Annotated in this window: 18 protein-coding genes; 11 read left to right on the top strand and 7 right to left on the bottom strand. The window is 72.5% G+C overall.

Going from position 1 to position 18,455, the window contains the following annotated elements; all coding sequences use genetic code 11:
- The first annotated feature begins 129 nt into the window (after window positions 1-129).
- From ACIP5W_RS27280 to ACIP5W_RS27300, 5 genes are all read left to right on the top strand, one after another.
- Window positions 130-1,065, top strand: a complete 936-nt coding sequence (locus ACIP5W_RS27280; protein ID WP_401478832.1) for a cellulose-binding protein — start codon at window positions 130-132, stop codon at window positions 1,063-1,065.
- A 117-nt stretch (window positions 1,066-1,182) separates the two neighbouring features.
- Complete coding sequence (locus tag ACIP5W_RS27285) at window positions 1,183-2,136, top strand: ABC transporter ATP-binding protein (protein WP_401478836.1); 954 nt, start codon at window positions 1,183-1,185, stop codon at window positions 2,134-2,136.
- Between the two features lies 1 nt (window position 2,137).
- The gene (locus tag ACIP5W_RS27290) at window positions 2,138-2,908 is read left to right on the top strand and encodes an ABC transporter permease (protein ID WP_401478839.1); all 771 of its coding nucleotides are present in this window, start codon (window positions 2,138-2,140) and stop codon (window positions 2,906-2,908) included.
- A 111-nt stretch (window positions 2,909-3,019) separates the two neighbouring features.
- The gene (locus ACIP5W_RS27295) at window positions 3,020-4,333 is read left to right on the top strand and encodes an ATP-binding cassette domain-containing protein (RefSeq protein ID WP_401478842.1); all 1,314 of its coding nucleotides are present in this window, start codon (window positions 3,020-3,022) and stop codon (window positions 4,331-4,333) included.
- Window positions 4,330-5,199, top strand: a complete 870-nt coding sequence (locus tag ACIP5W_RS27300; protein ID WP_401478845.1) for an ABC transporter permease — start codon at window positions 4,330-4,332, stop codon at window positions 5,197-5,199. Before ACIP5W_RS27295 ends, ACIP5W_RS27300 begins: the two co-directional genes overlap by 4 nt.
- A gap of 25 nt (window positions 5,200-5,224) precedes the next feature.
- Here ACIP5W_RS27300 and ACIP5W_RS27305 read toward each other — a convergent pair whose 3' ends face one another.
- Window positions 5,225-5,557: an ATP/GTP-binding protein gene (locus tag ACIP5W_RS27305; RefSeq protein WP_401478848.1), complete on the bottom strand. Its 333-nt coding sequence runs from the start codon at window positions 5,555-5,557 to the stop codon at window positions 5,225-5,227.
- 231 nt (window positions 5,558-5,788) lie between these two features.
- On the opposite strand from ACIP5W_RS27305, the gene ACIP5W_RS27310 reads away from it, so the two are divergent.
- Window positions 5,789-6,817 carry an LLM class flavin-dependent oxidoreductase gene (locus ACIP5W_RS27310; RefSeq protein ID WP_401478851.1) on the top strand — a complete coding sequence of 343 codons (1,029 nt, stop codon included), beginning with the start codon at window positions 5,789-5,791 and terminating at the stop codon, window positions 6,815-6,817.
- Window positions 6,818-6,888: 71 nt separating this feature from the next.
- On the opposite strand, the gene ACIP5W_RS27315 is transcribed toward ACIP5W_RS27310, so the two are convergent.
- Window positions 6,889-7,281 carry an SCO5389 family protein gene (locus ACIP5W_RS27315; RefSeq protein ID WP_319260298.1) on the bottom strand — a complete coding sequence of 131 codons (393 nt, stop codon included), beginning with the start codon at window positions 7,279-7,281 and terminating at the stop codon, window positions 6,889-6,891.
- 308 nt (window positions 7,282-7,589) lie between these two features.
- Between ACIP5W_RS27315 and nucS the strand changes: the two genes are divergently transcribed.
- The gene (gene nucS / locus ACIP5W_RS27320) at window positions 7,590-8,261 is read left to right on the top strand and encodes an endonuclease NucS (RefSeq protein WP_363090937.1); all 672 of its coding nucleotides are present in this window, start codon (window positions 7,590-7,592) and stop codon (window positions 8,259-8,261) included.
- A gap of 63 nt (window positions 8,262-8,324) precedes the next feature.
- On the opposite strand, the gene ACIP5W_RS27325 is transcribed toward nucS, so the two are convergent.
- Together ACIP5W_RS27325 and ACIP5W_RS27330 are read right to left on the bottom strand one after the other, a co-directional pair.
- A complete protein-coding gene (locus ACIP5W_RS27325) occupies window positions 8,325-10,880 on the bottom strand; it encodes an ATP-binding protein (RefSeq protein WP_401478856.1) in 2,556 nt (851 codons plus the stop codon).
- Between the two features lie 244 nt (window positions 10,881-11,124).
- A complete protein-coding gene (locus ACIP5W_RS27330; RefSeq protein ID WP_086770578.1) occupies window positions 11,125-11,448 on the bottom strand; it encodes an STAS domain-containing protein in 324 nt (107 codons plus the stop codon).
- A 448-nt stretch (window positions 11,449-11,896) separates the two neighbouring features.
- On the opposite strand from ACIP5W_RS27330, the gene ACIP5W_RS27335 reads away from it, so the two are divergent.
- Window positions 11,897-12,469 carry a cob(I)yrinic acid a,c-diamide adenosyltransferase gene (locus ACIP5W_RS27335; RefSeq protein WP_401478860.1) on the top strand — a complete coding sequence of 191 codons (573 nt, stop codon included), beginning with the start codon at window positions 11,897-11,899 and terminating at the stop codon, window positions 12,467-12,469.
- A 7-nt stretch (window positions 12,470-12,476) separates the two neighbouring features.
- Here the strand turns inward: ACIP5W_RS27335 and ACIP5W_RS27340 are convergent, their stop codons facing one another.
- Window positions 12,477-13,085: a hypothetical protein gene (locus ACIP5W_RS27340; RefSeq protein ID WP_401478863.1), complete on the bottom strand. Its 609-nt coding sequence runs from the start codon at window positions 13,083-13,085 to the stop codon at window positions 12,477-12,479.
- 152 nt (window positions 13,086-13,237) lie between these two features.
- On the opposite strand from ACIP5W_RS27340, the gene ACIP5W_RS27345 reads away from it, so the two are divergent.
- The 3 genes from ACIP5W_RS27345 (at window position 13,238) to ACIP5W_RS27355 (ending at window position 17,114) form a co-directional block, all read left to right on the top strand.
- Window positions 13,238-14,413, top strand: coding sequence for a sensor histidine kinase (locus ACIP5W_RS27345; protein WP_401478866.1), 1,176 nt, complete (start codon window positions 13,238-13,240; stop codon window positions 14,411-14,413).
- Between the two features lie 97 nt (window positions 14,414-14,510).
- On the top strand, window positions 14,511-15,152 hold the full coding sequence (locus ACIP5W_RS27350) for a response regulator (protein WP_401478869.1): 642 nt from the start codon (window positions 14,511-14,513) through the stop codon (window positions 15,150-15,152).
- Between the two features lie 138 nt (window positions 15,153-15,290).
- Window positions 15,291-17,114, top strand: a complete 1,824-nt coding sequence (locus ACIP5W_RS27355) for a glycosyl hydrolase family 18 protein (protein WP_401478872.1) — start codon at window positions 15,291-15,293, stop codon at window positions 17,112-17,114.
- A 266-nt stretch (window positions 17,115-17,380) separates the two neighbouring features.
- Here ACIP5W_RS27355 and ACIP5W_RS27360 read toward each other — a convergent pair whose 3' ends face one another.
- Window positions 17,381-17,827: a DUF2550 domain-containing protein gene (locus tag ACIP5W_RS27360; protein ID WP_363090944.1), complete on the bottom strand. Its 447-nt coding sequence runs from the start codon at window positions 17,825-17,827 to the stop codon at window positions 17,381-17,383.
- 142 nt (window positions 17,828-17,969) lie between these two features.
- Window positions 17,970-18,344 (bottom strand): F0F1 ATP synthase subunit epsilon, encoded by a 375-nt coding sequence (locus ACIP5W_RS27365; protein WP_398096783.1) that lies wholly within the window; start codon window positions 18,342-18,344, stop codon window positions 17,970-17,972.
- Window positions 18,345-18,455 lie beyond the last annotated feature (111 nt).

Raw genomic sequence — 18,455 nt, forward strand, 5'->3', positions numbered from 1 at the left:
GCCCCTGCCGCTCAGCCACCCGAAAGGGGTCTCATTCTCCGTATCAAACGCGCATCCGCTCGATGACACACCGCTTCGGCCCCTAGGATTCCACCTATCACCTCACCGGTCTCATTCGACAGGAACCCCATGAGCGACACTTCCCCCTACGGCTTCGAGCTTGTGCGGCGTGGGTACGACCGCGCTCAGGTGGACGAACGCATCTCGAAGCTCGTCTCCGACCGTGACAGCGCTCTGGCCCGTATCACTGCTCTGGAAAAGCGCATCGAGGAGCTTCACCTCGAGACGCAGAACGCCCAGGCCCAGGTGAGCGACGCCGAGCCGTCGTACGCCGGTCTCGGCGCGCGTGTCGAGAAGATCCTCCGCCTCGCCGAGGAGGAGGCCAAGGATCTGCGCGAGGAGGCCCGCCGCGCGGCCGAGCAGCACCGCGAGCTGGCCGAGTCGGCGGCCCAGCAGGTCCGCAACGACGCGGAGTCGTTCGCCGCGGAGCGCAAGTCCAAGGCCGAGGACGAGGGCGTCCGGATCGTCGAGAAGGCCAAGAGCGACGCCCAGCAGCTGCGTTCCGAGGCCCAGAAGGACGCGCAGTCCAAGCGCGAGGAGGCCGACGCCCTCTTCGAGGAGACCCGCGCCAAGGCCGCGCAGGCCGCCGCCGACTTCGAGACGAACCTCGCCAAGCGCCGCGAGCAGTCCGAGCGCGACCTGGCGTCGCGTCAGCAGAAGGCGGAGAAGCGCCTCGCGGAGATCGAGCACCGCGCGGAGCAGCTGCGTCTGGAGGCGGAGAAGCTGCGCACGGACGCCGAGCGCCGGGCCCGTCAGACCGTCGAGACGGCGCAGCGCCAGGCCGAGGACATCGTGGCCGACGCGAACGCCAAGGCGGACCGTATCCGTTCGGAATCGGAGCGCGAGCTGGCGGCTCTCACCAACCGCCGCGACTCGATCAACGCCCAGCTGACGAACGTGCGCGAGATGCTCGCCACCCTCACGGGCGCCGCGGTGGCCGCGGCCGGCTCCCCGGCCGACGACGAGCCGATCTCCCGCGGTGTGCCGGCGCAGCAGACCCGGTAGTCGCCGAAGGTGATGAGGGGCGGTGGGACCTGTTCCCACCGCCTCTTTCACGTCGGTTTCGGCCGCCGTTCGCCCGCCGGGTTGGCGCCGGCCCCGCACCGGCCCTAGCGTGGCCGCATGATCGAGCTCGAGGGCCTGACCAAGCGGTACGGCGAGAAAGTGGCGGTCAACAACCTGACCTTCACCGTCAGACCGGGCATCGTCACGGGCTTCCTCGGTCCGAACGGTGCCGGGAAGTCCACCACCATGCGGATGATGCTCGGCCTCGACCGGCCGACCGCCGGGGACGTCCGCATCGACGGACAGCGCTACGACCGGCTCAGGGACCCGCTGAAGTACATCGGCGCCCTGCTCGACGCCAAGGCCATGCACGGCGGGCGCAGCGCCTTCAACCACCTGCTGTGCCTGGCACAGAGCAACGGCATCCCCACCGGCCGGGTGCACGAGGTGCTGGAGACCGTCGGTCTGACGTCGGTGGCGAAGAAGAAGGCCAAGGGGTTCTCGCTGGGCATGGGGCAGCGGCTGGGCATCGCGGGCGCGCTGCTCGGCGATCCGCGGATCCTGATGTTCGACGAGCCGGTCAACGGTCTCGACCCCGAGGGCATCCACTGGATCCGCAACCTGATGAAGTCGCTCGCCGCGCAGGGCCGGACGGTGTTCGTGTCCTCCCACCTGATGAGCGAGATGGCGCTGACCGCCGACCACCTCGTCGTCATCGGCCAGGGCCGGCTGCTCGCCGACACCTCGATGGCCGACTTCATCGCCCAGAACTCACGGTCGTACGTCCGTGTCCGCACCCCGCAGCGGGAGCGGCTGCTGGATGTGCTGCACGGGGCCGGGATCACCGTCGTGGAGTCCGGCGGCGAGGTGCTGGAGGTGGACGGGGACAAGTCGGAGCGGATCGGTGAGCTGGCCGCGCAGCACCAGCTCGTGCTGCACGAGCTGAGCCCCCAGCGGGCCTCCCTGGAGGAGGCGTTCATGCAGCTGACCGCGGAGTCGGTCGAGTACCACGCGCACGACGGCGGCCCCGTGGAGCGGCAGCCGTGGGGCGACGGACGGAGGAAGGACTGAGATGGCGGCGACCCAGGTCATCCGTTCGGAGTGGACGAAGATCCGCTCCGTGGCGTCCACCGTCTGGACGCTGTCCCTCGCCGTGGTGGTCACCATCGCCCTCGGCATGCTGATCTCGGCGCTGTCGAGGAACGAGTTCGACAACATGAGCCGCGGCGACCGGCTCTCCTTCGACCCGACGTTCATCAGCTTCGCCGGGATGAGTCTCGGGCAGCTCGCGATGATCGTGTTCGGGGTGCTCGTGGTGTCCAACGAGTACAGCACGGGCATGATCCGCACCTCGCTGGCGGCGGTGCCGCAGCGGGGCACCTTCCTGTTCAGCAAGATCGCGGTGGCGACCGGGCTCGCGCTCGTCGTGGGGATGGCGACCAGCTTCGTCACGTTCTTCCTCGGGCAGGCCATGCTCGGCGAGCACAAGGCGTCGATCGGCGACAGCGGCGTGCTGCGGGCGGTGATCGGCGGCGGTCTCTACATGACGCTGATCGCGGTGTTCTCGATGGGCGTGGCCGTGATGCTGCGCTCGCCGATGCTGTCGCTGGGCATCCTGATGCCGTTCTTCTTCCTGATCTCGCAGATCCTGGGCAACGTCGACGCGACGAAGAAGGTCGGCCAGTACCTGCCCGACCAGGCCGGCCGCAGGATCATGCAGGTGGTCACCCCGCTCGACGACGACACCCCGTACGGTCCCTGGGGCGGGCTGGCGATCATGGCGGCCTGGGTGGTGGCGGCGCTCGCGGGCGGGTACCTGCTGCTGAAGAAACGCGACGCGTGAAGCTTTGGGCTTTGCTTTGAGGTGAGCGGAACCGTCAGCGCCTCGATATCCTCCTAAGCCTTACGGGGGGCGCGTGCCCCGCTGTCCTGAACCTGTCGATGGGTGCGGAGCATGATCGAAGCAGTCGGCCTGACCAAGCGCTACGGCGACAAGACCGCTGTGTACAACCTTTCCTTCCAGGTACGGCCCGGCGCCGTCACCGGCTTCCTCGGGCCCAACGGCTCGGGCAAGTCGACGACGATGCGCATGATCCTCGGCCTGGACAACCCGACCGCGGGCTCGGTGACGATCGGCGGCTATCCCTACCGCAAGCTGCCGAACGCCCCCCGCCAGGTCGGCGCCCTGCTGGACGCCAAGGCCGTGCACGGCGGCCGGCACGCCCGCAACCACCTGCTGAGCCTCGCCCAGCTCTCCGGCATCCCGGCCCGGCGGGTCGACGAGGTGCTCGGTGTGGTCGGCCTCCAGGACGTGGCGCGCAAGCGCTCCAAGGGCTTCTCGCTCGGCATGGGCCAGCGGCTCGGCATCGCCGCCGCGCTCCTCGGCGACCCGCAGGTCCTGCTGTTCGACGAGCCGGTCAACGGCCTCGACCCGGAGGGCATCCTCTGGGTGCGCAACCTGATGAAGTCGCTCGCCGCGGAGGGCCGTACGGTCTTCGTCTCCTCGCACCTGATGAGCGAGATGGCCCTGACCGCGGACCACCTGATCGTCATCGGGCGCGGGCAGCTCCTCGCCGACATGAGCGTGACCGACTTCATCTCGGCCAACTCCGCGGACTTCGCGCGTGTGCGCACCCCGCACACCGAGCCCCAGCAGCGCGAGAAGCTCGCCGGTGCGCTCACCGAGGCGGGCGGCCACGTCATGCCCGAGCAGGACGGCGCGCTGCGCGTGACCGGCCTGCCGCTCCCCCGCATCAGCGACATCGCCCACGACACCGACGTACGCCTGTGGGAGCTGTCGCCGCACCAGGCCTCGCTGGAGGAGGCCTACATGCGGATGACGCAGGGGGCCGTCGACTACCGGTCGACCACCGACCAGAAGGCCGGGCTCCAGCAGCCGCTGCCGCCGGGCGTCCAGCCCCCGATGCCGGTGCCCGGCCAGGGCCAGCCCGGCTGGTACGCCCCGCCGCCCCCGCAGCAGGGCTACGCGCCGCCGCAGTCCCCGCCGGGCGCCGCTCCGGGCCCGTACGGCGCCGGGGTGCCCGGCATGCCCAACCCGTACGCCCAGCCGGTCGCGCCGGCGGCCCCCGCACCGGCACCCGCGCCCGCCGCGCAGCCGTCGGCCGCGCAGCCGCCCGCCGCCCCCGCACAGCCGGCTGCCGCACCGGCCCCCGCGGCCCCGGCCGCCGCTCCGCAGGCGCCGGAGCGGCCCGCCGCCGCGCCGCAGGCACCCGCCCCGACCACGACCACGACCGAGGACGTCCGATGAGCACGCCCCAGACCCCGGCCCCGCAGGCCGCGCCCGCCTGGCAGGCGGCACCCGGCCCCTCGTACCCCGGCTACACCTCGCCGATCCCGGTGGTGCGCACGCATCTCGGGCACGCCGTCGCCTCGGAGTGGACGAAGATCCGGTCGGTGCGCTCCACGATGTGGACGCTGGGCGTGTTCGTCCTGCTGGTCGTCGGCATCGGGCTGCTGACCGCGGCGATCGTCTCCGCGAGCGCGTCCGAGGGCGCCGTGGGGGGCGAGAACCCGCTGTCGTTCGGCTTCTTCGGGCTGCTCCTGGGCAGCATGTGCATCATCACGCTCGGCGTGCTGACCACCACCTCGGAGTACGGCACCGGCATGATCCGGACCACGATGGTGGCCTGCCCGTCGCGCGGCCGCGTGCTCGGCGCGAAGGCCCTCGTGTTCTTCCTGGTCGCCTTCGTGGTGACGCTGGTGTCGTCCCTCCTCGTCGCGCTGGTGGACGTGGCGCTGCTGACGGAGGCCCGGGACCCCTCCACCGCGGAATGGCTGAAGGGCACCGTCGGCGTGTCCCTCTACATCGCGCTGCTCGGCCTGCTCTCGCTGGCGATGGGCTCGGTCATCCGGCACTCGGCGGGCGCCATCACCATCATGATCGGCCTCGTCCTGGCGCCGCTGGTGATCGCGCTGTTCATGTTCTCGTCCTCGCTGGAGGACCTGCGCCAGGCCCTGTTCGAGTACTCGATCCCGAACCAGCTCAGCGTGTTCTACTCCACCTCGCTGACCGACACCGGACCGTCCGGCTGGGACCCGCTGTGGATCGCGCTCGGCGTGACGGCGGCGGCCCTCGGCGGCGCCTTCGTCCTGCTGCAGAAGCGCGACGTCTGATCCGGCCCGATCCGGACGAGAGGCCCTAGAACCTCGGCGCGTTACGGGACCGCTGCACCCCCGGGGTGCGGCGGTCCCGTGCGTTCCAGCACGCCTTGTGCCAGTGCCGGCGCTCGTCGACCCCGAAGTGCTCGGGCCATGCGACGACGTGCGGCACGCCGCCGGGGATGAGCTGGTCGCAGCCGGGACAGCGGTACGTCTTGCCCTGTGCGCTCGCGCCCGCCACGTGCCGCACGCTCCACTCCTCGCCGGCCCAGCTGACGCTGGACTGCCAGCCGCCGTACCGGCTCGTGCGGTCGTCCTCCGCGCTCCGGCCGGACGAGTCGTCACCCTTGGGGCGGTTGCGACGCGGGGACAAGGGACACCTCACGGGGCTATACAGGGTGCAGGGTTGCCGACCAGCCTACGCGGAGCCGTCCCGGGTACCCGGGCGGACCGATGCCGCCGGACCGCCGCCGGACCGCCGCCGGACGGCGCATTCTCCAGACAATCCGCAAATCTCCCCGTCGGACCGTGACCTCGGCACGTGTCAGGCGGTTATGCCGGGCGGGGGAGCTCCGTGTCGGAGCCAAGGAAGCAGGAAAGTCCCATGCGTGTTGGAAGTTTCGTGTTGGCGGCCCAGTTCCCGGGGCAGGGCCAGGGGGAGGCGCTGCACCGCGCCGTCCGCTCCGCGGAGGTCGCCGAGGAGTCGGGGCTGGACTCGGTCTGGCTGGCCGAGCACCACTTCGTGCCGTACGGCACGTGCCCCTCCGCGGTCACCCTGGCGGCACTGCTGCTCGGCCGCACCCGGCGTCTGCGGGTGGGTACGGCGGTGAGCGTGCTGCCCACCGTGCACCCCGTCGCCCTCGGCGAGCAGGCCGCGCTGCTCCACCTGACGAGCGGCGGCCGCTTCTCGCTGGGCGTGGGGCGCGGCGGCCCCTGGGTCGACCTGGAGGTGTTCGGCTCGGGCCTGGCGGCGTACGAGTCGGGGTTCCCGGAATCACTCGATCTGCTGGTGCGCTGGCTGCGCGACCCGTCCGTGGGGGCGGACGGCGAGCGTTTCCGCTTCCGTGAGGTACCCGTCGTACCACGGCCCTCGGAGGCCCTGACGGACGTGGCGGGCCCGGAGGTGGTCGTCGCCTGCACCTCCCCGGCGAGTGTGCGGCTGGCCGCCGAGCGGGGCCTGCCGATGCTGCTCGGCATGCACGTCGGGGACGAGGAGAAGGCGGAGATGGTCGCCCTGTGGCGGCAGCACGCGCGCGCGGCAGGCAGGCCGGCCGCGGAGATCCGGGGCGCCGGCCACGTCTCGGCGGGCGTCTGCCAGATCGCGGACCGCCGCACCGACGCCGTGGAGACGCTGGTGAAGGCGATGCCGGGCTGGCTGAGGCAGGGCCTCGACGCCCATGTGACGGTGGACGGCCGGGCCCGCGGCATGCGGGACCCGGTGGCGTACACCGAACTCCTCTGCGGGCTGCACCCGGTGGGCACGCCGCGGCTGTGCGTCGACCGCCTCGCGGCGACCAGCGAGCGAACCGGCATCTCGCGCTTCGCCCTGCTCGTCGAGGGCTCCGGCGACCTCGCGGCCACGGAGGAGAACGTACGGCGGCTGGGCTCGGAGGTCCTCCCCCACCTCCGGTGAGCGGCCCCGCCGCCGGGAAGCCTGCCGCTCCGTGCCGAGTCCTCCCCGGTCGGGAGCGGCAAGCGAGAGCCTCAGCAGTCCCGGAATTCCGGGGACTGGTTGAGCACCTGGCTGCGGACCGACGTGAAGCGGGACAGCGACTCGTCGACCGACGTGTCCAACGGGAACACCGCCACCCGGTGGCAGTTCTGGAAAGCCAGCCGGACGCCGAAGTGCCGCTGCAGGGCGCCGCGTATCGCGTCGCTCGCCAGGGCTCGCAGCAACTGACCGCGTGCCTGCTCGTCCGGCGGGGGCGTCTGGTTGTCGGCGAACCGGCCGCCGTCCACCTTCAGCTGGGCCACCAGGGAACTGATCATCTCCCATGCGTAGGGCAGGGAGGTCCGGACGCAGTCGACGAATTCTGCTTCGTCGACCTCGCCTCGCTCGGCCTGCTCGAGTAGGGCCGGTGAGACGTCGAGCGACATGGATACTCCTCTCGCACCCCCGAGGCGCAGGGGTTGCCGGACAGATAGAGGGAGTTCGCCGCGCACAGACACCGAGCACGCTGCGTACACGCACCGCGACCTCCCGTTCCCTACGGTAGGCAACGGACCGTGACCGCACCAGGAGAACGGGCACATAGGGAGCCGTGGTGGGGCGCAGTATCGGCCACTGTCGAACGTGTGTTTTCCAGGTGAAATCGTGCGGCTCCCGGGGCCGTCGTGAACGGTGGTGAGGGGAGACAGGTGGGCGAATCGCGTGGCGCGCGGGGTGTCGAGTAGCGTTGCCGACCATGCGCCTCGTCATCGCCCGGTGCTCCGTGGACTACGCGGGCCGGCTCACCGCCCACCTCCCCTCCGCCCCCCGTCTGATCCTGGTGAAGGCGGACGGCAGCGTCTCGATCCACGCGGACGACCGGGCCTACAAGCCCCTCAACTGGATGTCGCCGCCCTGCACGCTGAAGGAGGGCACGGACGCGGAGGACGGCGTCTGGACCGTCGTCAACAAAGCGGGCGAGAAGCTCATCATCACGATGGAGGAGGTCCTGCACGACTCCTCGCACGAACTCGGCGTCGATCCCGGCCTGATCAAGGACGGCGTGGAAGCACACCTCCAGGAACTCCTCGCCGACCGCATCGAGATCCTGGGCGAGGGCTACACCCTGATCCGCCGCGAGTACATGACGGCCATCGGCCCGGTCGACATCCTCTGCCGCGACGCCGAGGGCCGGACCGTCGCGGTAGAGATCAAGCGACGCGGCGAGATCGACGGCGTCGAGCAACTCACGCGCTATCTCGAACTGTTGAACCGCGATCCCCATCTGGCGCCGGTGCGGGGCGTCTTCGCCGCACAGGAGATCAAGCCGCAGGCCCGGGTGCTGGCCACGGACCGCGGCATCGGCTGCCAGGTCCTCGACTACGACGCCATGCGCGGCATCGAGGACGACAAGCTCCGGCTGTTCTGAGGCGGGCGTACGACAACGGGGGCGGGTCCTTGCGGGATCCGCCCCCTCGGTTTTGTCGCGGGGTCAGATCAGGGGGTCCGGGTCCACGGGGTCCGCGTCACCCGGGGAGGCCGAACCGACGGGAGCGGAGGAGAACGAGCTGGTCGCCGAGCTGGAGTCGCTCTCGCTCGGGGAGTCGGTCGGCTCCGGGGTGCTCGGGGTGCCGGACGGCGACGACGTGTCGCTCGGCGACTCGGAGGCGGACTGGGACGGCGTGGCGGACGGGGAGGTCGTCTGCCCGGCGGACGGGGACCTGGTCGGTGAGGGGGATGCGCCGCTGCCCGGCCCCTGCGAGCTGCTCGCCGACGGCGACGGCTGCGCCGTTCCCGTGGGCGTCGGGTCGTCCGACGTCCCCATCGTCCCGTCCGGTCCCGGATCCGTGGGCGCACCGGCGGCCTCCCCGGTGTCACCGGCGCCCGTGTCGGCGCCCGGGGTGTCGCCGTCGAGGTCGTCGTCGCCGACGCTCGTGCCGACGGTGGGGTTGACGCGCCCGGTGTCGGAGGGGGCGTTCGGGTCGTTGCCGGAGGTGGCGCCGAGGGTCACCACCGTGCCGAGGACGGCGACGAGCAGGGCGCCCGCTCCGGCCGCGACGAGGTTGCGCTTGGCCAGGCCCCGCAGGCCGCCCCGGCCGCGGTGGGCCGGGGGCGCGACGGCGGGCCGGCCGGTGACGACGGTGGGCCGGCCGGTGACGACGGTGGGCCCGGTGGGCGGCGCCGACGGGAGGGCCGCGGGGATGCCGCGGGGCGGGGACACCGGATCCTCGCGGCGGGCGCCGGGCGTCTCCTCGCCCGGCGTGGCCACGACCAGGCCGGGTATGTCGCCCGAGCGGTCGGCGACCAGGGCGAGGGCACGGCGGCCGGCGGTGGTGCCCCGCTTGTCGGCGAGGGAGCCGCGCAGTCCGATGGAGGCCTCCAGCTCGGAGCGGGCCCGGTCGAGCTGTCCGGTGCAGAGGGCGAGGACGCCCAGTTCGTGGTGGAAGTAGGCCCGGTCGGCGGACTCCCCCGCCAGGCGGGCCGCTTCGGCACCCTCGTGCAGGGCCTGCTCCCAGGCGCCCCAGTGGAGTCCGGCGGCGAAGGCGGGCGCCGCGGTGCGGGCCAGCTCGACCGCGGTGGCCCGCTCGCCCTCGGCGGGCCGTTCGGTCGCCGGGACGGTCGCGGCCAGGGCGGCGAGCACGGCGTCGGCCTCCGCGCACACCCGCGCCGGGGTGACCGAGGGGTGTCCGGCCCACCAGGCGTAGTGCTGGGCGGCGGCGTGGGCGCGGGCGGTGACGTCGTCGGCGTATCCGGCGGCCTCCAGCTGGGCCTGCACGCCGGCGGAGAGACGGTAGCGGGCGCCGACCGGGGTGACGAGTCCACAGGCGACCAGTTCGCCGAGGGCGGCGTCGGCGTGGGTGTCGCCGACCAGGGCGGGCAGATGGGCCTGGTGCGGGACCTCGCCGCCGAGGGCGACGGCGAAGCGCAGGGCGGTGCGGGCGGAGGCGCTGAGCCGGGCGGCGAGCAGGGGGGCGGGCGCGGCGGCCTCGCCCAGCGAGGGCAGGGGTATCTCCTCGGCCTCGCCGGGCGGGGTGTCGGCGGGGGCGGGGGCGGTGAACGGGCGGGCGTCCTCGAAGACGCCGAACTCGTCGACCGCGGCGGTGTCGGCCCGCAGCCGGTCGCGCTGCCGCAGCAGGGCGCCGGCCTGGACGAACCGCAGCGGCAGGCCCTCGGACTCGAACCAGAGGTCGCCGGCCCAGTTGGCCTCCTCCTCGGTGAGGACGCGGCCGACGGCCCGTTCGATCACCTCGACGCCGCCCGCGCGGTCGAGGCCGCTCAGGGCGACCTCCGCGACGGCAGAACCGGCGGTGGGCGGTGGGGTGTCGGGGGTGGTGCCGAACAGGAAGGCGCACTCGGGGGTGGCCTCCAGCAGCCCGTCGAGGTCGGCGCCGCCGAACTCCAGGTCGTCGACCACGACGACCGCGCCGATCTCGCCCACGAGGGCGCGGAGTTCCTCGTCGTCGAGGCGGCGCAGCGGGGCGTCGTAGACGGTGTGGAAGAGGTCGTGGAGGAGGTCGGCGGTGGTGCGGCGGTAACCGGTGAGGCGGACCACACCGTCGGGCGCGAGGTCCTCGCAGTCCTCGGCGACGAGGTCGAGCAGGCTGGTGCGGCCGGAGCCGGCGGGGCCGGTGAGACGGACGGAACGGCCGCGGGCCAGCAGCCGGACGAGCTGTTCGCGCTCCTCCTGGCGGCCGAGCAGGGGGTGTTCGGGCCGGGCGGGTCCGGCGGGGGCGGGCGGCCGGGCCGCGTCGTCGACCTCGGCGCGCTCCTCGAGGGTGCGCTTGGCGGGGCGTTCGGGCCGCCCGGTGGGCGGGGAGAGTTCGATCTCGCTGCCGTCGACCGGGTTGACGGTGAGGAGGTGCTCGCCGGCGACGAGTCGCACGGTGCGGGCGAGAGCCTGCCCGTGCTGTCCGAAATCGGGTGTGAGGGGGTCCCTGGAAGGGCGCGGGCGCGGCGCGTGGCCTCCCCCGTTCTCGGATGTGCTCGACCGGGAGGGACCCCCGTCGTCGCAGCCGTACTCCTCGGGTCCGCGGTGCGTCGGGTCCATAGGTCAAGCCCCCCAAGAGCGTGGTGTGGAGACAGCCCCTCCCGGCCTCGCTGCACACTGCGCTGTCGCTTCTGGTCCGGTGCCCGCTCGAGGGCTGCGGGCGCGGGCAGACGAACCGTAAACCTTCGCACAGTATCCGCGACAGCCCGGGGTGCCGTGCCGTCCGAGACGTCACGGTCCGGTGAGGATTGCGCGCGTCGTACATGTGAGGTTTGCGCGCCTCGGGTGCCCGCCGGCGACGGTCTCACACGCGCGGGAGGGACTCCACTCCGATGCCGCCCTCGATGGCGAGGATCCGGTGCAGCCGGGTGGCCACCAGGAGGCGCTGCATCTGGGGCGGTACGTCCCGCAGCACCAGGCGACGGCCGCAGCGGCCCGCCCGTCGGTGGGCGCCCATGATGACGCCGAGTCCGGTGGCGTCCCAGGAGTCGAGTTCGGACAGGTCGAGCACCAGGTCGCCGACGCCGTCGTCGACCGCCGTGTGCAGGACCGTACGGGCGTCCGCCGCGCTGCGGACGTCGAGGCGGCCCCCGACGGCCAGCTCGACGTGGTCGCCCCTGATGTGCATAGCGCTCCCCTAAGCGTGCGTCTCGTGCTCCGCGGTGGTGATTGTCCGGTGTTGCATCGTCTGACTGCGCCAAGCGGTCAGAGGTTGCCGTCTGTGAGCGAACCGATACCGAATTCACCCGCAGGGGTGAGGCCCATGGGGCCCGTGCGGTTTCAGCGCTTCCAGAAAGCCCTGCCCGCTCTGGCGTCCGATATCACCGGCGTCAACCATCCGGCGCATTCCGCGCCGGCGGAGCGAACTCCCCTCCGTATGGCTCTCGGCCGGACACTAGCGGGCGTGAGGCGCTGTGTGACCGGTTAGTAACGCGTTTCACGTCTCAGGGCGTGAGACGCCGGTCACGTCCTCAATTCCTGCCGGATTCGCACCGATTGGCCCCCTCCCGGACGGCGTCCGGCCGCCGTGACGGACGGCACGCCGCACGGCGTCGGGGACGGTCTAGATTGGCGGCATGGTCAATCTGACGCGCATCTACACCAGGACCGGCGACCAGGGCACCACCGCCCTCGGCGACATGAGCCGGGTCGCCAAGACCGACCTGCGCATCGCGGCGTACGCGGACGCGAACGAGGCGAACGCGGTCATCGGTACGGCGATCGCGCTGGGCGGGCTCGACGAGGCGATCGTCGCGGTCCTCACCCGCGTGCAGAACGACCTGTTCGACGTGGGCGCGGACCTGTCGACGCCGGTGGCGGAGAACCCGGACTTCCCGCCGCTGCGGGTCGAGCAGTTCTACGTCGACAGGCTGGAGGCCGACTGCGACCGCTTCAACGCGGAGTTGGAGAAGCTGCGGTCCTTCATCCTCCCCGGCGGTACGCCCGGCGCGGCCCTGCTGCACCAGGCGTGCACGGTGGTCCGCCGCGCCGAGCGCTCGACATGGGCCGCGCTGGAGGTGCACGGCGAGGTGATGAACCCCCTGACGGCGACCTACCTCAACCGTCTGTCGGACCTGCTGTTCATCCTGGCGCGGTCGGCCAACAAGGCCGCGGGCGACGTCCTGTGGGTTCCCGGCGGGGAGCGCTGAGGGCCCGCTAGCGGTTGTCGGCGGAGGTGCGCGCCGGCCGGTCCTTCGCCTTCGCGGACCCGTCCCCGTCCGCGCGGCCGACCGCCGGGGCCCTGCGGGGCCAGACCGTGTACGACAGGGCGATCAGACCGTGGATGCCGACCGCGCGTACGGCCGTCCACTGGAACGCGCGCAGCGAGCTGACGTCGCCGGAGTCGCCGACGTACCGGACGGCGCACTCGAGCAGGGCCAGGGCGACGGCTCCGCCGCACACGGTCCGCAGCCACAGCTTCGCCTCGTGGCGGGCGCGGGCGCGGCCGTGGCGGGGCGGCCGGGGCGGCGGCGGGCCGCCGGCGAGGCGGTGGGCGGCATGGCCGTCGAGCCAGCGGATCGTGTAGGGGCCGAAGGCGACGGTGCAGCCGATGTACAGCGCCGCCAGGCCGTGTTCCCAGCCGGGTTCGGCGCCGTTGCGCAGGTCGATCGCCGTGACGGCGAACAGGACCAGTTCCAGCACCGGCTCGCACAGCAGCAGCACCACTCCGGTGCGCCGCCACCCGAGCAGGTAGCGGGCGGCCAGTCCCAGGGCCAGCAGCACCCAGAAGCCGATCTCACAGGCGGCGATCAACCAGACGATCACGGTTCTCTCCTCTCGCTCACCCCCTCAGGCTCCCGCGCGGAGCGGCCCGGTTCGTCGTCGCCGGTGACGAACCCCCGGTACGTCGAAAGATGCAGTGCGGAACCGTTCCCGGGCACAAGGCGGCGGACGTGCGGGCCGTGTTGGATGGAGGCATGGCCGTCCGACTTCCCCGCCCGCACCGCTTCGACGTGGTCGCCGCCGTCGGCGGGCTCCTGGGCGGAGTGCTGCTGTGGGGCATCGGCCTGGGCGTCCGCCCGGCCGACGATCCGCTCGTGCTGTTCGACGGCCGCTGGCCGGTCCTGCTGCCGCTCCTGGTGATGGCCGGCTGCGAACTGCTGCGCCGGGCCGCCCCGCGCACCGCGCTGCTGACCGGCACGGCCGCGCTGGCCCTGGACACGGTCACCCGGGGCAGCGTCGTCACACTGATCATGTTCACCGACCTCGTGTACGCGGCCGTGCTGTACGGCACGCCCGCCGCGGCCCGGCGCGTCCCGTGGATCGTCGGGCTGCTGACGGTGGCGGCGACGGTGGTGCCGTTCGCCATCTGGCGGGTGCCCGAGGCGCTGCTGATCGGGGTGGCCGTCGGGGTGGTGTCCTTCGCGCCCGCCTCCACCGGTCTGATCGTCCGCAACCACCGCGACGCCGCCCTGGCCGCCCGGTTGCGCGCCGAACAGACCGCGCTGCTCGCCGAGATGGACCGCACCCAGGCGGTGACCGCGGAACGCGCCCGGATGGCCCGCGAGCTGCACGACATAGTCGCCAACCACCTCTCGGCGATCGCCATCCACTCCACGGCCGCGCTCTCCCTGGACGACCCGGACACCTCGCGGCAGGCGCTGTCGGTGATCCGGGAGAACAGCGTGGACGGCCTGGCCGAGATGCGGCGGCTGATCGGGATCCTGCGGGACGGCAGCGGGGACCGCGAACCGGCCGCCGCCCCCACCCTCGACGGACTGGGCGACCTGGTGGAGGGCGCCCGCGCCAACGGGCTGGACGTGACCCTGCACGCCGACCACGGCACGGTGCCCGCACCGGTCGAACTGGCCGCCTACCGCATCGTCCAGGAGTCCCTGACCAACGCCCTCAAGCACGCCTCGGCGGGCCCGGTCGCCGTCACGCTCGCCCGGCGGGACGGGGTGCTCGACGTGCGGGTGACCAGCCCGTACGGCCACCGGGAGGGCCCTCGTGCGCCCGGCTCCGGGGCCGGCCTGGTCGGGATGCGGGAGCGGGCCACGCTGCTGGGCGGCACCTTCACGGCCGGTCCCGAGGACACGTCGTGGACCGTCCGCGCCTCGCTGCCGATCACCGAGGGGGACCCTCCCGAGTGAGCCGCGCCCCCGAGCCCGCCGCCGTCCGCTCCGCCCCCTCAGCCCTCTCAGCCCTTTCCGTCACCGCCGTCACCGCCGTCACCGAGGGAGTCACCACATGATCCGCGTCCTCGTCGCCGAGGACCAGTCCGCCGTCCGCGCCGGTCTGGTCCTCATCCTGCGCAGCGCCCCCGACCTGGAGGTGGTCGGCGAGGCCGCCGACGGGGAGCAGGCGGTGTCGCTGGCCCGCGAATTGCGGCCGGACGTGGTGCTGATGGACGTGCAGATGCCGCGGCTGGACGGGGTGTCGGCGACCCGGAAGGTGGTCGAGGAGGGGCTCGCGGACGTGCTGGTGCTGACCACCTTCGACCTCGACACGTACGTGTTCGGGGCGTTGCGGGCGGGCGCGGCCGGGTTCCTGCTGAAGAACACCGAGGCGAGGGACCTGATCGAGGCGGTCCGTACCGTCGCGCGCGGCGAGGGCGTCGTGGCGCCCGCCGTGACGCGGCGTCTCATCGCGGAGTTCGCGGCGAGCCCGGCGCCGGGGCCGAAGACCGATCCGGCGGTGCTGGATTCGCTGACCCGGCGCGAGCGGGAGGTACTGGTCTGTCTCGGTGAGGGGCTGTCCAACGCGGGGATCGCGGAGCGTCTGGACATGGCCGAGGCGACGGTGAAGACGCACGTCAGCAGAGTGCTGGGCAAGCTGGAGCTGCGCAGCCGGGTGCAAGCGGCCGTGCTGGCGCAGGAGTTGGGGATCTAGAGCCGGGCCGGAACCGGGTACCGCAGAGTGGTCCAGACCTATTGACCTGTGGTCCAGACCTTTCTATTCTCGCGGCACCGTGGGTGTGAAGGCTCAGTCACACCCCCCACCCCCGCTCTTTCACAGAGGAGGCGCTGCATGCGCTTCGGACACAGAGCCGTGGCAGGTCTCGCGACCCTGCTGCTCCCCCTGGCCGGTCTGGTCGGCCTCGCGAGCCCGGCCCAGGCCGCGACATCCGCCACCGCCACCTACGCCAAGCCCTCCGACTGGGGCACCGGCTTCGAGGGCAAGTGGACGGTGAAGAACACCGGCACCACGACCATCAGCTCCTGGACCGTCGAGTGGGACTTCCCCTCCGGCACGTCCGTCACCTCCGCCTGGGACGCCGACGTCACCTCCGCCGGCACCCACTGGACCGCCAAGAACAAGTCCTGGAACGGCTCCCTCGCCCCCGGCGCCTCCGTCTCCTTCGGCTTCAACGGCGCCGGCACCGGCTCCCCGTCCAACTGCAAGCTCAACGGCGGCAGCTGCGACGGCACCTCGGTCCCCGGTGACGCGGCCCCCTCCGCGCCGGGCACCCCCACCGCCTCCGACATCACCGACACCTCGGTGAAACTGGCCTGGAGCGCGGCCACCGACGACAAGGGCGTCAAGAACTACGACGTCCTGCGCGACGGCGCCAAGGTCGCCACGGTGACGACGACCTCGTACACCGACACCGCGCTGACCGCCGGCACCGACTACTCCTACACCGTGCAGGCCCGTGACACCGCCGACCAGACCGGCCCGGTCAGCGGCGCCCGCGCCGTGCGCACCACCGGCGGCACCACCGAACCCCCGCCCGCCGGCGGCAAGGTCAAGCTCGGCTACTTCACCGAGTGGGGCGTCTACGGCCGCAACTACCACGTCAAGAACCTGGTGACCTCCGGCTCCGCCGCGAAGATCACCCACATCAACTACGCGTTCGGCAACGTCAAGAACGGGCAGTGCACCGTCGACGACACCTACGCCGCCTACGACAAGGCCTACACCGCCGACCAGTCCGTCAGCGGCACCGCCGACACCTGGGACCAGCCGCTGCGCGGCAACTTCAACCAGCTCCGCCAGCTCAAGGCGAAGTACCCGCACATCAAGGTGCTGTACTCCTTCGGCGGCTGGACCTACTCCGGCGGCTTCGGCCAGGCCGCGGCCAACGCGACCGCCTTCGCCAAGTCCTGCAAGGCCGTCGTGGAGGACCCGCGCTGGGCCGACGTCTTCGACGGCATCGACATCGACTGGGAGTACCCGAACGCCTGCGGCCTGACCTGTGACACCAGCGGGCCGGCCGCCTTCAAGACCCTCTCGCAGGCCCTGCGCGCCGAGTTCGGCCCGAACTACCTGGTCACCGCGGCCATCACCGCCGACGGCTCCTCCGGCGGCAAGATCGACGCGGCCGACTACGGCGGCGCCGCCCAGTACCTCGACTGGTACAACGTGATGACGTACGACTACTTCGGCGCCTTCGACAAGGACGGCCCGACCGCCCCGCACTCCCCGCTCACCTCGTACGCCGGGATCCCGGCCGCGGGCTTCAACTCCGCCGACGCCATCGCCAAGCTGAAGGCGAAGGGCGTCCCGTCCGCCAAGCTGCTGCTCGGCATCGGCTTCTACGGCCGCGGCTGGACCGGCGTCACCCAGGCCGCCCCCGGCGGCACGGCGACCGGAGCGGCCCCCGGCACCTACGAGGCGGGCATCGAGGACTACAAGGTCCTCAAGACGTCCTGCCCCGTCACCGGCACCATCGCCGGCACGGCCTACGCGTACTGCGGCACCAACTGGTGGTCCTACGACACCCCGTCGACGATCGCCGGAAAGATGACCTGGGCCAAGAACCAGGGCCTGGGCGGCGCCTTCTTCTGGGAGTTCAGCGGCGACACCGGCAACGGCGAGCTGGTGAGCGCCATCAACAGCGGACTGTCGTAAGGATCCGCCCGGTCAAGCGACGTCGGGGGGGCCCCCCCCCCCCCCCGGGGGGGCCCCCCCGGGGGGGGGCCCCCCCCGCCCCCGTCCCCCCCCGGCCCGGGGGGGGCCCCCCCCGCCCCCCCCGGATACGGGGCGCGCGGGCCCCGCGCCCCCGGGGGGGGGGGGGCGCCACACCACCCGGGGTGGGGCTCCCGCCCCCCCCGGCCCCCCCCGGGGGGCCCCCCCCCCGCCCCCGGCGGGGGGCCCCCCGACGTCGCTGTGCCACGCTATGCCACGTTCACCCGCTGGCCGGGCGGGGCCGCCTCGAGCCACGCGAGGAATCCGGTCAGCGCGTCCTCGCTCATCGCCAGTTCGAGACGCGTGCCCCGGTGCACGCAGGTGAGGACGACCGCGTCGGACAGCAGCGCCAGCTCCTCCTCGCCCTCGGGGAGCCGGCGGCCGGCCACCTCGATCGAGGCACGCTCCAGCACGCGGCGCGGGCGGTAGGCGTAGGAGAAGACGCGGTACCACTCGATGCGGTCGCCGTTGTAGCGGGCGACGCCGTAGCTCCAGCCCTTTCCGCTCGTGTCCGCGTTCTCGGGGACGTCCCAGCGCAGGGAACAGTCGAAGGTACCGCCGGAACGCTGGATGAGTCTGCGGCGCAGGCCGAAGACGAACAGCCCCAGCACCACCAGGGCCACGACAATTCCGCACACAGTCAGAGCGAGGACCATCGACACCGACCTCCTCGTCTCCTAGGTACCGAAAATAGGTAACGGAACGGAAAAAACATCCAGATCTGCCTCAGCCGCGGTCGGCTCCGGATCGCTCCGGTGCCGGCCGCGGCTGAGTGACGTCGTCACACGGCGAGCCGGGTCAGTGGACCGCCGCCGCACGCAGTCGTACGTCGGCCCGGCGCTGGGCGGCGGCGTCGGCCTCCGCATGCGCGCGCTCGAGCGCCCGCTCCGCGCGCTGGACGTCGATCTCCTCCGACAGCTCGGCGATCTCGGCCAGCAGGGACAGCTTGTTGTCCGCGAACGAGATGAAACCGCCGTGCACCGCGGCGACGACCGTTCCGCCGTCACTCGTACGGATGGTCACCGGGCCCGACTCCAGCACACCGAGCAGCGGCTGGTGACCGGGCATGACGCCGATGTCGCCGGACGTGGTGCGCGCGACGACCAGGGTGGCCTCGCCGGACCAGACCTCTCGGTCGGCCGCGACCAGCGCGACGTGCAGCTCAGCAGCCAAGGTGGCTCCTCGGGTCACCACCCGGCGGGTCTGCCGGGTGTTGGTTACAAGTCTAATAGGCGTGGAAGAGGGGGCGGGACGCCCCCGCCCCCTCACACGAACTCACAGCTC

The sequence above is a fragment of the Streptomyces sp. NPDC088766 genome, from assembly GCF_044750845.1.
In the GTDB taxonomy this organism is placed as follows: Bacteria; Actinomycetota; Actinomycetes; order Streptomycetales; family Streptomycetaceae; genus Streptomyces.